The 11,673-nt window shown below is 69.0% G+C and carries 13 protein-coding genes; 4 read left to right on the top strand and 9 right to left on the bottom strand.

Features of this window, described 5'->3' with window-relative positions; translation table 11 throughout:
• Positions 1-7: 7 nt before the first annotated feature.
• From EO081_RS01165 to EO081_RS01155, 3 genes are read right to left on the bottom strand one after another with little or no spacing between them, the layout of a single operon-like run.
• Positions 8-412 (bottom strand): hypothetical protein, encoded by a 405-nt coding sequence (locus EO081_RS01165; RefSeq protein WP_129340134.1) that lies wholly within the window; start codon positions 410-412, stop codon positions 8-10.
• A gap of 40 nt (positions 413-452) precedes the next feature.
• The gene (gloB, locus tag EO081_RS01160) at positions 453-1,199 is read right to left on the bottom strand and encodes a hydroxyacylglutathione hydrolase (RefSeq protein WP_129340133.1); all 747 of its coding nucleotides are present in this window, start codon (positions 1,197-1,199) and stop codon (positions 453-455) included.
• Complete coding sequence (locus tag EO081_RS01155) at positions 1,199-1,636, bottom strand: VOC family protein (RefSeq protein WP_129340132.1); 438 nt, start codon at positions 1,634-1,636, stop codon at positions 1,199-1,201. Before EO081_RS01155 ends, gloB begins: the two co-directional genes overlap by 1 nt.
• Before the next feature lie 85 nt (positions 1,637-1,721).
• Here EO081_RS01155 and EO081_RS01150 point away from each other — a divergent pair, with 85 nt between their 5' ends.
• Positions 1,722-2,441 (top strand): SIMPL domain-containing protein, encoded by a 720-nt coding sequence (locus tag EO081_RS01150; RefSeq protein ID WP_129340131.1) that lies wholly within the window; start codon positions 1,722-1,724, stop codon positions 2,439-2,441.
• On the opposite strand, the gene EO081_RS01145 is transcribed toward EO081_RS01150, so the two are convergent.
• Positions 2,429-3,199 (bottom strand): tetratricopeptide repeat protein, encoded by a 771-nt coding sequence (locus EO081_RS01145; RefSeq protein ID WP_129340130.1) that lies wholly within the window; start codon positions 3,197-3,199, stop codon positions 2,429-2,431. The two genes, EO081_RS01150 and EO081_RS01145, sit on opposite strands and share 13 nt — an antisense overlap.
• Entirely contained in the window at positions 3,199-3,924 is a 726-nt protein-coding gene (locus EO081_RS01140) for an alpha/beta hydrolase family protein (protein WP_129340129.1), read from the bottom strand. Before EO081_RS01140 ends, EO081_RS01145 begins: the two co-directional genes overlap by 1 nt.
• A 464-nt stretch (positions 3,925-4,388) precedes the next feature.
• Between EO081_RS01140 and EO081_RS01135 the strand changes: the two genes are divergently transcribed.
• Positions 4,389-4,916 (top strand): hypothetical protein, encoded by a 528-nt coding sequence (locus tag EO081_RS01135; protein WP_221214940.1) that lies wholly within the window; start codon positions 4,389-4,391, stop codon positions 4,914-4,916.
• An 80-nt stretch (positions 4,917-4,996) separates the two neighbouring features.
• On the opposite strand, the gene EO081_RS01130 is transcribed toward EO081_RS01135, so the two are convergent.
• The 3 genes from EO081_RS01130 to EO081_RS01120 all read right to left on the bottom strand — a co-directional run bounded on the left by EO081_RS01130 (position 4,997) and on the right by EO081_RS01120 (position 7,110).
• Positions 4,997-5,209 carry a helix-turn-helix transcriptional regulator gene (locus EO081_RS01130; protein WP_129340128.1) on the bottom strand — a complete coding sequence of 71 codons (213 nt, stop codon included), beginning with the start codon at positions 5,207-5,209 and terminating at the stop codon, positions 4,997-4,999.
• On the bottom strand, positions 5,206-5,622 hold the full coding sequence (locus EO081_RS16705) for a hypothetical protein (protein WP_165284421.1): 417 nt from the start codon (positions 5,620-5,622) through the stop codon (positions 5,206-5,208). The genes EO081_RS01130 and EO081_RS16705 overlap by 4 nt, the downstream gene beginning before the upstream one ends.
• A 96-nt stretch (positions 5,623-5,718) precedes the next feature.
• On the bottom strand, positions 5,719-7,110 hold the full coding sequence (locus tag EO081_RS01120) for a glutamate ligase domain-containing protein (RefSeq protein WP_129340127.1): 1,392 nt from the start codon (positions 7,108-7,110) through the stop codon (positions 5,719-5,721).
• 85 nt (positions 7,111-7,195) lie between these two features.
• Between EO081_RS01120 and EO081_RS01115 the strand changes: the two genes are divergently transcribed.
• Positions 7,196-8,008: an LD-carboxypeptidase gene (locus tag EO081_RS01115; RefSeq protein WP_129340126.1), complete on the top strand. Its 813-nt coding sequence runs from the start codon at positions 7,196-7,198 to the stop codon at positions 8,006-8,008.
• Between the two features lie 341 nt (positions 8,009-8,349).
• Here the strand turns inward: EO081_RS01115 and EO081_RS01110 are convergent, their stop codons facing one another.
• Positions 8,350-9,417, bottom strand: coding sequence for an NAD(P)-dependent alcohol dehydrogenase (locus tag EO081_RS01110; protein WP_129340125.1), 1,068 nt, complete (start codon positions 9,415-9,417; stop codon positions 8,350-8,352).
• A 171-nt stretch (positions 9,418-9,588) separates the two neighbouring features.
• Between EO081_RS01110 and thrS the strand changes: the two genes are divergently transcribed.
• Complete coding sequence (gene thrS, locus EO081_RS01105) at positions 9,589-11,601, top strand: threonine--tRNA ligase (RefSeq protein WP_129340124.1); 2,013 nt, start codon at positions 9,589-9,591, stop codon at positions 11,599-11,601.
• Positions 11,602-11,673: the final 72 nt, after the last annotated feature.

Genomic DNA, 11,673 nt, shown 5'->3' with positions numbered 1-11,673 from the left:
CCGGCGCTCAGCGGTCCTTCTTATACTCGACGAACGGGCCGAACCGGCAATAGCCGGACGGGATGCTCCCTCCGCCCCGCTGCACCAGCCGGAAGCGGTCGTTGCGGCAGATGCGCGAGCCATAGAGCTCGGCCACCACGATCTGGTCGCCGCGAAATCCGGGACAATTGGGCGCCACCACGTTCCGGTACAGGGTGCCCCCGGTGGGCCGATAGACCAGCGAGTCGCCCACCAGTTGCGGCCCCCCGGCAAAGGTCGCATCGATGCAGTCGAGCGTGCGGCCGGGGGTATAGCCCTCCAGCGTCTCCGCCAGCTCCCGCTCGTCCGCAGCCTGGCGCTTCGCCTCGTCGGCGGCGGTGGCGCAGCCTCCCAGCAGCACCGTCGCTGCCAGCATCAACGTCCAACGGCTCATGCCCTGTCTCCTCTCCACCCTGGCGCGAGTCTCCGGCGCGCTATCCGCGGAAACTGTCCTTCGCCTGCCGGCGTGCGGCAAGCTCCTCTGGCGAGGACGCACGCAGGAAGGGATTGGTTGCGCGCTCCAGGCCGATCGTCGTCGGTACCGTGGGCTCGCCGGCAGCCCGCAGCCGGTCGACCTCGACCATCCGCTCGGCGATCGCGGCGTTGCCCGGCTCCGCCGCCAGCGCATAGCCGCCGTTCGACTGAGTATATTCGTGGCCGCAGAACACCTGGGTCGCGTCCGGCAGCGCCTCGAACCGGCGCATGGCGGCATACATCTGCGCCGCCGTCCCCTCGAACAGCCGCCCCGCCCCCATCGCAAACAGCATGTCGCCGCTGAACAGCAGCGCATCGTCGGCGAAGTGGAAGGCGATGTGCCCGGCGGTATGCGCCGGCACCTCCAGCACCGTCGCACCATGCTCGCCGATGCGAACCGTATCGCCCTCGGCAAGTCCGTGGTCGAGCGTCGGGATCTTCGCCGCCTCCGCCGCCGGCGCGAACACCGGCACGCCCATCGCTTCCTTCAGCCCGGCATTCCCGCCGGTGTGGTCGCCATGCCAGTGGGTGTTCCAGATCGCGGTGAGGCTCCACCCACGCTCCGCGAGCGCGTCGAGCACCGGCGGCGCCTCCGCCGGGTCGACCACCACCGTCTCGCCAGAAGCGGGATCGTGGAGCAGCCAGACGTAGTTGTCCGACAGCGCCGGCAGCCGGACGACCTCGAGCGCAGGCGCCGCCGCGGCCATTACCAGCGGCCCGTGTTCGGCATCGACGCCCAGGGCTCGGCCGGCGGCAGCGGGTCGCCCGCCTGCAGCAGCTCGATCGAGATGTTGTCGGGGGTGCGGATGAAGGCCATGTTGCCGTCGCGCGGCGGGCGGTTGATCGTCACGCCCGCGTCCATCAGCCGCTGGCAGGTCTCGTAGACGTTCTCGACGCGGTAGGCGAGGTGGCCGAAGTTGCGGCCCTCGCCATAGTCCTCCGGATCCCAGTTGTAGGTGAGTTCCACTTCCGCCTCGGCACGCTTGCCCGGGCCGTTGCTGTCCTCGTCGGCGGCCAGGAAGATCAGCGTGAAGCGGCCCTGCTCGTTCTCGATGCGGCGGGTTTCGGTGAGCCCCAGCACGTTGAAGAAGCGGATCGTCGCCTCCGGGTCGGTCACGCGGATCATGGTGTGCAGATACTTCATGGCAGGGGCTTCCCGTTCGTCATCAGCAGTTGTTCATCGTGCCACCGGCACGATAGGCTCCGGCTATATGGGGGAGGAACCCGCAATGGAAACCGGCAGCACCAAGGATCGCAGCACGGCGCTGCTCGTCGCAGCGGCAATCCTGGCATTGGGCATGATCCTGGGCGGCTATCTGCTCGGCAACGGGCTGGTGCGCGCCCACCATGCCGATCGGTCGGTGACGGTCCGCGGCCTCGCCGAGCGCAACGTCACCGCCGACCTGGCGGTGTGGACGCTCAACTATTCCAAGCAGGGCCTCGACCTCGCCGAGGTGCAGGCGGACATCGACCGCGACACCCAAAGCATCCGCCGCTTCTTCGCAAGCCTCGGCTTCCCCGCCGAGGCACTCGCCCCCGCCGGCGCGGGCGTCAGCCAGACCTATATGAACGGCGTGCAGACGGTGACGGTCAGCCAGCGGCTGCAACTGCGCACCACCGACATCGCCCGCGCCCGTCGGGCGGTCGCCCGGCAGTTCGACCTCGTGCGCCAGGGCGTCGTCCTCCAGGAAGGCTCGGGCATCAGCTACAGCTTCACCAGGCTCAACGACATCAAGCCCGCGATGGTGGCCGAGGCGACCCGCGACGCGCGCGCCGCCGCCGAGCAGTTCGCCAAGGACAGCGACACCGGCGTCGGCGGCATCAAGAGCGCGACCCAGGGCTATTTCTCGGTCGAGGCACGCGACGGCGAGCAGGCGGGCTATGGCGTCGCCGACACGCCCTTCAAGAAGGTCCGCGTCGTCACCACGGTCGATTTCTACCTCGACTGAGCGCCGCCACCCAGGGCCGCCAGGGCATCGGCCGCCGCCTGGGCGGGGCCGGTGCCGGGCGCGACCCGCACCGCTGCCTCCCAGGCGTTGCGCGCCGCCGTCTCATTGCCTTCCACCGCGGCGATGTTGCCCGCCTCCAGCTGGACCGAGGCGTCGTCCGGCGAAAGCGCCAGCGCGCGGCCGATGTCCTTGCGCGCGCGCAGCAGGTCGCCGGTGCGCCGCGCCAGCGTCGCCGACAGCAGCCAGGCAAGCGGATCGTCGCCCGCCAGCGCGAGCGCACGGTCGAGATCGGCGCGCGCCTCGCCCTGCCGGCCCGCCGCCACCAGTGTGCGCGCACGGTCGAGATGCGCCTCCCCCAGGTCGAGCCCGTCCAGCGTGCCGCCGATCAGCGCGGCGTCGAGTGCCGCCTGCGCCTTTGCCGGGTCGCCTGCCGCCAGCCAGGCATTGCCGGCCTGCGCCCAGAAGCTTCCCGAGCGCGCGTCCCGGGCCGCCTCCGCCGTGCGCGCCGCGGCCTCGAACGCTGCCGCCGCCGCGTCCCAGCGCCGCTGCGTCGTGTGGGCGATTCCCAGGCACTGCTGCGCGAGGAAGCCGCCGCCGGCCTGCTGCCACGCCGTGGCGCCGCGCACGGCCGCTGCCGGATCGCGCCGCGCCTGGTCGATGCATTCGGCATAGCGATCCCCGCGCCGGGGCGTGGGCGGACCCGCGGCCGGAGCGGCAGCGGGTGCGGTCTGGGCGAGGAGCAGCAGCGGCAGGAGCATCAGGCGGGGATCAAATCTTCGATCGCGCGCAGGATCAGGGCGATGTCCTGCGGCCGGGACAGGCGGTGGTCGCCATCCTTGACGAGCAGCGTCTGCACGTCGGCTGAACGCAGCAGCCCGGCGAGGTAGAGAGTGCGCGCATAGGGCACGTCGGTATCCGCCTGCCCCTGGATCAGCCGCACCGGCAGGTCGATCGGGATCGTGCCGTGCATCAGCCGATTGGCCTCGCCCGAGCTCCAGAAGGCGCGGGTGGTGACGGTGGGCTGCTCCGAATAGGGCGACGGCTTCTCCAGCCGTCCCTGCGTCAGCATCGTCATCTTCTCTTCGGGCGTGAAGCCCCAGTCGGTGAAGTCCGGCGCCGGCGCGATGCCGACGAGGCCCACCACCCGCTCCGGCCGGTCGCCCGCGGCGAGCAGCATGATCCACCCGCCCATCGACGATCCGACCAGCACCACCGGGCCTTCGACCGCATAGTCGATGATGGCGAGCGCATCGTCGCGCCACAGCGTCAGCGTCTGCTCCTCGAACGCGCCGGGGCTCTGCCCGCAGCCGCCATAGTCGAAGCGGACGAACGCCCGCCCCTCGGCCTTGGCCCAGGCCTCGATCGCCAGCGCCTTGCTGCCGGTCATGTCGGACGCATAGCCCGGCAGGAACACGATCGTCGGTCCCTTCCCCGGCGTGTGGTGAAAGGCGAGCGGGCGCTCGGCCGGGGAAGCGTCAGTCATGGTGCACCGCGGAAGTTGAGGAAGTTGAGGCTCGAACGCGCTTTGTTCCGGACGGGTTCGGACGCGCACAGCGTGGCGGCCGGGAAGCGGCGGAAGATGCGGGACGTGCCATCGCCACCCCATGCCACGGCGGGAGGGTCGTAGGACAGCCCTTGCGGGCGGAAGGGGTGAGAGGATCGACGACGCTGCCCGGCCGCAAGCCGCGCATATTCGACCTGCCTGGTTCCAACCGCCGTCGAGAAGCGCAGCCACCCACTTCTCGCCCCTCGTCATCCCGGCGAAGGCCGGGATCCATCCGGCCACAGGCGCGCGCCGCGACATGGATCCCGGCCTTCGCCGGGATGACGGTGCGAAGGGCAGGAACGGCAGCTACCGCCCACTTGCGGGCGTTGATTCAGCTAGCTCATAGTGCGGCAACCGACATGAAGGGGCGGAGTATGGGTTCGGCTCGGCGAGCGATAGGATTGGCGAGCCTTCTGGTCACCTTCGCGCTGGCCGCCTCATATTGGAGAGTGATCGAGCTCGGGCCCTCGCTAGAGAAGTTGATGTTCGCGTGCCTAGTGATCGGGCTCTTGGCCATTACAACCATAGAATGGGCAGAGAAAGTTGGTCGTTCCACCGGCTCAACACCTGCCATTGCGAACCGCCCTCCCGTCGCGCAGAACGCCCGGACGGAAATCTCGATCATCTTCGAACCCGCATTCCAAGGTCAGAAAGCAGGCGCGGTTTGGATCGTGGAGAGCGACGAAAATCGCCGGTGGTTCAAGAAGCAGTCCGATCTTGATGCCGGCAGCGCCCTATTTGCGCCGGAGGGCAAGGAGATCGGGCATGGGGCCATACTTCGGTCAGTCTGGAACGTCCAAGAGCACTACGCGGACTGGTCGCGGATCACCGTCAGCGGCGTGGTTCTTACCAACGAGTTGGCCCGAGAACTTCGGGATGAGGGCAACATAGTGGGGACGGAAGAGGGGTTCGCGCTCGTTCGGGCGTAGTCGGCTTACCTTCGGCTACGATCCAGAAGCAGTCGATCCGCTTTCCACTCACGAACTGCCACTGGATCACACAGCCGGGCTCACTCCTCGCCCGCCTCCAAGGCGGGGTTCACGAAGATCTGCTCGATTGAAAGCTCGAACAGGTCGGCGATGCGGAAGGCGAGCGGGAGCGAGGGGTCGTAGCGGCCGGTCTCGATCGCGTTGACGCTCTGGCGGGAAACCTCCAGCCGCTCGGCCAGGTCGCCCTGGCTCCAGCCGCGCTCGGCGCGCAGCACGCGCAGCCGGTTCTTCATGCCGGCTGGCCCGCAAAACGGTCGCGCAGGCAGAGGAAGGCCTGCGCCGCGAACCAGCCCATCGCCCACACCGGGAAGATCCACAGCCGCGGCATCGGATCGATCGCGCCGCTGCCCGACAGGAAATTGTACACCGTGCCGACGGCGAGCAGCACCCCGGTGCCGAACAACATGCAGGTCACCAGACGCTGGCGCAGATACTCGTCGCGCTCCTCGACCAGGTAGCGGCCGATGATCGCGACCACGGCGATGATCGGCAGCGCGGGTACCACCGACAGCGCGATCAGCACTCCGCCCTGCAGATGATAGTGGTTGTCGATGCTGTTGGCGGCGAACAGCGCGACGACATAGGCGGCGAATGCCCAGAGCATCCGGCGGTTGTAGCGCTTCATGGCAGGTGTCGACGCATTCATGGCAAGGCTCCCTTCCTGTTTGTAAAGGAAGCATGACAGTGGCCTCGCACTCTGTCAACTAAGCTTGTCATCTCGACAAGTGCGCTTTTCAGTTCGTTACCCCAGCCACGCCACCATGTCGGCCGCGAGCAGGCTGAGCGTGTCGTCGCGCGCGCCCATGATGACGATGCGGTCGCCGGGCTTCGCCTCCGCCACCAGATGCGCGGCGGCGGCGGCGCGGTCGGGGATGTGGCGGGCGTCGACGCCGGCAACCGAGAGGTCGGCGATGATGTCGGCGCTGGTCACCTCGCGCGCGACGGTGCCGCCCTGGTAGACCGGATCGGGCAGCACCAGCCGGTCGCCGGGAGCGAGCTTTGCCAAGAACATCGCCACCAGCTCGCGGCGCATCACCTTCAACGGGCCGTAGCCGTGCGGCTGGAACAGCAGCAGCAGCCGGCCGGGAAAGTCGTGCAGCGTGTCGAGGGTGGCGCCGATCTTGTCCGGGTTGTGGCCGAAGTCGTCGAGCACCGCGACGCCGTTCGCCTCCCCCACCAGCTCGAAGCGGCGCTTGAGGCCGGCGAAGCCCTCGATCGCCTGCGCGGCTTCGTCGCGGTCGATACCCGCGGCCACCGCCGCACCGATCGCGGCGAGCGCGTTGGCGACATTGTGGCGGCCGGGCACGGCGAGGCGGACGCGGCGGCGCTCGCCCCCGGAGACCAGGTCGAAGGCGATGCCGAACGGCTCGGGCGCGAGCGCCTCGGCGGAGAGGTCGGCCGCCGCCTCCACCGCGAGGGTCAGCAGCTTGGCGCGCGGGATCGCAGCGGCGAGCGCGGCGGACTCGGCATCGCCGACGTTCACCACCGCCGTCTGCGCGCGGTCGGCAAAGCCGCCGAACAGCGTGCGTAGTTCCTCCAGCGTCTTGTGGTCGAGGCTGACGTTGTTGAGCACCGCCACGCGCGGGCGATAGAAGGCGATCGAGCCGTCGCTTTCGTCCACCTCGCTCACGAACGCCTCACCCGCGCCCACCAGCGCGCTGGCGAAGGGCGCGTCGGGGCGCACGAAATTCTTCATCACCGCGCCGTTCATCACCGTCGGATCGCGGCCGGTGGCGTGGAGAATCCAGGCGATCATGCCCGTCACGGTCGACTTGCCGCTGGTGCCGGCGATGCCGATTCCCAAGGGGCTGGCGTTGAACAGCTCGGCCAGCAGCTGCGGCCGGGTCATCCTCGGCGCACCTACCCGGTCGGCGGCGACCATGTCAGCGACGGTCGCCTCGACCGCGGCGGAGGCGACGACGGTCTGCTCGGCCGACACGATGCCGCTGCCGTCCTGCGGGAACAGCGCGATCCCCTGCCGACGCAGGGCCGCGAACTTGGGGCCGAGCGCCGGATTGTCGAGCGCCCGGTCGGAGCCGGCGACGGTGGCGCCGCGCCGCGCAAGAATGGTCGCGAGCGGGAGCATGCCGCTGCCGCCGATGCCGACGAGGAAGAAGGATTTGCCGTGGTCCATTTCCCCGCGCTATCGGCGGGGCGGCCGGGGGGCAAGCCGCTGGCGCGTCGCCGGCGGGCAGGCCGGCTCATGCGAAAGGCAGTTCATGCGCATCGGTATCGTCGCCCCCGCCCGTGCGATCACGCCCGAAGCGGCCGCGCGGGTGCAGGCGTTCGCGGCGATCACCTTTCCGCAGGTCGACGTGGTGGTGCATCCGCAATGCTTCCTGGAGGCCGGGCATTTCGCCGGCACCGATGCCCAGCGGGCGGCGGCGTTCCTGGAGTTCGCCAACGATCCCGGCTTCGACGCGATCTGGTTCGCGCGCGGCGGCTATGGGTCGAACCGGATCCTCGGCACGGTGCTGCCGCAGCTGAACCGCGCGGCGGCAGCCAAGGCCTATCTCGGCTATTCCGACATGGGGTTCCTGCTGGGCGCGCTCTATGCGCGGCGGATCGGGCGGCAGGTGCACGGGCCGATGCCGATCGACGTGGGACGCTCGGATGGCGGCGCCTCGGTCGGGCGGGCGCTTGCTTGGCTGGTGAACCGCGATGCCCATGTGCTGGAGCCGAACCTAGACGGGCGCCCGGCGGCGGCGTTCAACCTCGCCATCCTGGAGGCGCTGGTGGGCACGCCTTGGCTGCCCGACCTCACCGACCATGTCCTCTATGTCGAGGAGGTGTCGGAGGCGATCTACCGCATCGACCGGATGATGTTCACAGTGGGCAACGCGACCCAGCTGCACGGGCTCGCCGGCATCCGGCTGGGCCAGGTCACCGACGTGCCGGAGAACGGCGAATTCGGCGAGACGCTGGACGAGATCATGACCCGCTGGGCCGGGGTACTAGGGGTGCCCTATCTCGGGCGGGCGGCGATCGGCCATGCGGCCGGCAACATGGTGGTGCCGTTCGGGGCGGGTTGAGGGGACTTCGCCGCCCCCTCCCCCATCGTCATCCTGACGAACGGCAGGATCCATTGCCGCTCCGCTTGCGCCTCTGGCGCTGCGTGTCTGGATGCTGACTTTCGTCAGCATGACGAGGTGGGTCTTGCACCCTGCCGCACCCCTGCGCTGGCAGGGGGCCAGGGCCAAGCAGAACAACGGCGTGCGGCGCTTGCGGTTCTGGGCTCCTGCCCGCTCAGGAGCACGGCGAGCGCATTTGCAACGGCGCCGCGTTCACCGAGACGGATTCGTGAAGCCGTGCGGCTTTGTCGGGCCAAAGCACGAACAAGGGCGAGGCGCGCTCGGCACCCCGCCCTCCTCCATCACGCCGCCTGCTTGAGCGACTCCATGTCGATCACGAAGCGGTACTTCACGTCGCTCTTCACCATCCGCTCATAGGCGGTGTTGATGTCCTGGATGTCGATCATCTCGATGTCGGCGGTCAGGCCATGCTCGGCGCAGAAGTCGAGCATCTCCTGGGTCTCGGCGATGCCGCCGATCAGCGAGCCGGCAAGCGCGCGGCGGCGGAACACCAGGTTGCCGACCGACGGCGAGGGATGCGGCTCTTCCGGCACGCCCACCAGCGTCATGGTACCGTCGCGCTTCAGCAGCGTCAGGAACTGGTCGAGGTTGTGGCTGGCCGCGACGGTGTTCAGGATGAAGTCGAAGCTGCCGGCATGCTCGGCCATCGCGTCGGCATCCTTGGACACGATCAGGTCCTTGGCACCCAGGCGCTTGGCGTCATCGCGCTTGTTGGGCGAGGTGCTGAACACATAGACGTCCGCGCCCATCGCCGCAGCGATCTTCACGCCCATGTGGCCGAGGCCGCCGAGACCGACGATGCCGACCTTCTGGCCCGGGCCGACCTTCCAATGCTTGAGCGGCGAATAGGTGGTGATGCCCGCACACAGCAGCGGCGCGACAGCCGCCAGGTCGTCGGCCTGGTGGCCGACCTTCAGCACGAAGCTCTCGTCGACGACGATATGGTCCGAATAGCCGCCGAAGGTGTGGCCGCCCAGCACCGGATCGGGGCCGTTGTAGGTGCCGACGAAGCCGGTCGTCTCGCAGTACTGCTCCTCGCCCTCGCGGCAGGAGGGGCACTCGCCGCAGCTGTCGACCATGCAGCCGACGCCGGCGATGTCGCCGACCTGGAACTTGGTGACGTCGCTGCCCACGGCGGTCACCCGGCCGACGATCTCATGCCCCGGAACGCACGGGTAGAGCGTGCCTTCCCACTCTCCGCGGGCGGTGTGGAGGTCGGAGTGGCAGACGCCGCAGAACAGGATGTCGATCGCCACGTCGCGCGGGCCGGGATCGCGGCGCTCGAAGCTGAACGGCGCCAGCGGGGACTCGGGGCTCTGCGCCGCAAAGGCATTGGCGTTGCTGGGCATGGAGGTTCCTTGCAGTTCGAGAATTTCGGGTGCGGGAGGGCCGCACCGCGCCCATATGGGGCGCGCGCCGTCGTGTTCCACCCGCATAGGTGACCAACGCGCGCGACTTGTCTAAAGGACCCCTGCCACGACATTGGCCGTGGTCCATCCAACCAGCCGAGAAGTGATCCCATGTCCGCACTGTTCCGCATCACGCTGCCCGACGGTTCCGTCCGCGAGGTAGCGCCGGGGACTACCCCCGCGGACATCGCGCAGGCGATCGGGCCCGGTCTGCGCAAGGCAGCCATCGCCGCGCGCGTCGACGGCGAGCTGCGCGACCTGCAGCGCCCGTTCGAGGGCGACGCGCAGCTCGCGCTGCTAACGAGCAAGGACGAGGCCGACGCGCTGGAGCTCGCCCGCCACGATTATGCGCACGTGCTGGCCGAAGCGGTGCAGAACCTGTTTCCCGGCACGCAGATCACCTTCGGCCCGGCGACGGACGACGGCTTCTACTACGACTTCGCCCCCAAGGATCGCCCCTTCACCGAGGAGGACCTGCCCGCGATCGAGGAGGAGATGCGCCGCGTCATCGCCCGGAACGAGCCGCTGATCCGCGAGGTGTGGACCCGCGAGGCGCTGATCGCGCGCTGGCGCGAAAAGGGCGAGACGTTCAAGGCCGAATGGGCCGCCGAGCTGCCCGACGGCGAGGAACTGACCGTCTATCGCGCCGGCAAGGCCGAGGACGCCTGGCTCGACATGTGCCGCGGGCCGCACCTGGAATCGACCGGCAAGCTCGATCCGCAGGCGTTCAAGCTGACGCGCGTCTCGGGCGCCTATTGGCGCGGCGACCAGAAGAACGCGATGCTGAGCCGCATCTACGGCACCGGCTGGCTCAACAAGAAGCAGCTCGACCAGCACCTCACCCGGCTGGAGGAAGCCGCCAAGCGCGACCATCGGAAGATCGGCGCGGAGATGGACCTGTTCCACCTCCAGTCCGAGGCGCAGGGTTCCGTCTTCTGGCACCCCAAGGGCTATATCCTGTGGCGCCAGCTGGAGGCGTACATGCGCCGCCGCCTGGACGCGGCCGGCTATGACGAGGTCAAGACACCGCAGCTGATGGATGCGCGCCAGTGGGAGCAGTCCGGCCACTGGGGCAAGTATCGCGAAAACATGTTCGTCGTCCCCGACGAGGTGCCCAACACCGAAGACGAGGGCGCGGTGATCTCGGGCGACGCGGACCTGATGGCGCTGAAGCCGATGAACTGCCCGGCCCACGTGCTGATCTTCCGCCAGGGCATCAAGTCGTACCGCGATCTGCCCATCCGCATGGCCGAGTTCGGCTGCTGCCACCGCAACGAGCCGCACGGCGCGCTGCACGGCATCATGCGCGTGCGCCAGTTCACCCAGGACGACGCGCACATCTTCGTGCGCGAGGACCAGCTGGTCGACGAGGTCCGCAAGTTCTGCGAACTGCTGGACAGCGTGTACCGCGACCTGGGCTTCGAGGATTACGCCGTGAAGCTGGCGCTGCGCCCGGAGAAGCGCTTCGGCAGCGACGCGATGTGGGACCTAGCCGAGGACGAGCTGCGCCGCGCGGTGCTCGAGTCGAACCTGTCGGACGCGATCAAGGCGAACTTCGAGGAGCTGCCCGGCGAAGGTGCCTTCTATGCGCCCAAGCTCGAGTTCCACCTGACCGACGCGATCGGCCGCACGTGGCAGGTCGGCACCATCCAGTCGGATCGCGTGCTGCCGGAGCGACTCGACGCGAGCTATGTCGGCGAGGACGGCAACCGCCACCGCCCCGTCATGCTCCACCGCGCGATCCTGGGCACGTTCGAGCGCTTCCTGGGCATCCTGATCGAGCACCACGCCGGCCGCTTCCCGCTGTGGCTGGCGCCGGTGCAGGCGGTGGTCGCGACCATCGTGTCGGACGCCGACGACTATGCGCAGCAGGTGGTGGAGAAGCTCAAGGCCGCCGGCCTGCGGGTCGAGACCGACCTGCGCAACGAGAAGATCAACTACAAGGTGCGCGAGCATTCGCTGGCCAAGGTCCCCAACCTGCTGGTGGTGGGCAAGCGCGAGGCCGAGGAAGGCACCGTGGCGCTGCGCCGCCTGGGCAGCCAGGGGCAGCAGATGCTGACGCTGGACGAGGCGGTGGCGATGCTGACGGCTGAGGCGGTGGCGCCCGACCTGCGCCGCAACTGACGCGGTTTCGCGGCAAATCGCGCTGCTAGGGGTTCTTTCGGGCGGGATTCGGCTCCTTTCGGGGCGAGTTCC

This window comes from Sphingomonas desiccabilis (assembly GCF_004135605.1).
Classification (GTDB): Bacteria; Pseudomonadota; Alphaproteobacteria; order Sphingomonadales; family Sphingomonadaceae; genus Sphingomonas; species Sphingomonas desiccabilis.
This window is presented reverse-complemented; position numbering and strand designations above follow the sequence as displayed.

Excerpts from the sequence above, each read along its gene's own strand:
- EO081_RS01165 (WP_129340134.1), bottom strand. The coding sequence starts at position 412 with ATGAGCCGTTGGACGTTGATGCTGGCAGCGACGGTGCTGCTGGGAGGC.
- EO081_RS01150 (WP_129340131.1), top strand. The coding sequence starts at position 1,722 with ATGGAAACCGGCAGCACCAAGGATCGCAGCACGGCGCTGCTCGTCGCA.
- EO081_RS16705 (WP_165284421.1), bottom strand. The coding sequence starts at position 5,622 with ATGAATGCGTCGACACCTGCCATGAAGCGCTACAACCGCCGGATGCTC.
- EO081_RS01115 (WP_129340126.1), top strand. The coding sequence starts at position 7,196 with ATGCGCATCGGTATCGTCGCCCCCGCCCGTGCGATCACGCCCGAAGCG.
- EO081_RS01110 (WP_129340125.1), bottom strand. The coding sequence starts at position 9,417 with ATGCCCAGCAACGCCAATGCCTTTGCGGCGCAGAGCCCCGAGTCCCCG.
- EO081_RS01120 (WP_129340127.1), bottom strand. The coding sequence starts at position 7,110 with ATGGACCACGGCAAATCCTTCTTCCTCGTCGGCATCGGCGGCAGCGGC.
- EO081_RS01140 (WP_129340129.1), bottom strand. The coding sequence starts at position 3,924 with ATGACTGACGCTTCCCCGGCCGAGCGCCCGCTCGCCTTTCACCACACG.
- EO081_RS01130 (WP_129340128.1), bottom strand. The coding sequence starts at position 5,209 with ATGAAGAACCGGCTGCGCGTGCTGCGCGCCGAGCGCGGCTGGAGCCAG.
- gloB (WP_129340133.1), bottom strand. The coding sequence starts at position 1,199 with ATGGCCGCGGCGGCGCCTGCGCTCGAGGTCGTCCGGCTGCCGGCGCTG.
- EO081_RS01145 (WP_129340130.1), bottom strand. The coding sequence starts at position 3,199 with ATGCTCCTGCCGCTGCTGCTCCTCGCCCAGACCGCACCCGCTGCCGCT.
- EO081_RS01155 (WP_129340132.1), bottom strand. The coding sequence starts at position 1,636 with ATGAAGTATCTGCACACCATGATCCGCGTGACCGACCCGGAGGCGACG.
- thrS (WP_129340124.1), top strand. The coding sequence starts at position 9,589 with ATGTCCGCACTGTTCCGCATCACGCTGCCCGACGGTTCCGTCCGCGAG.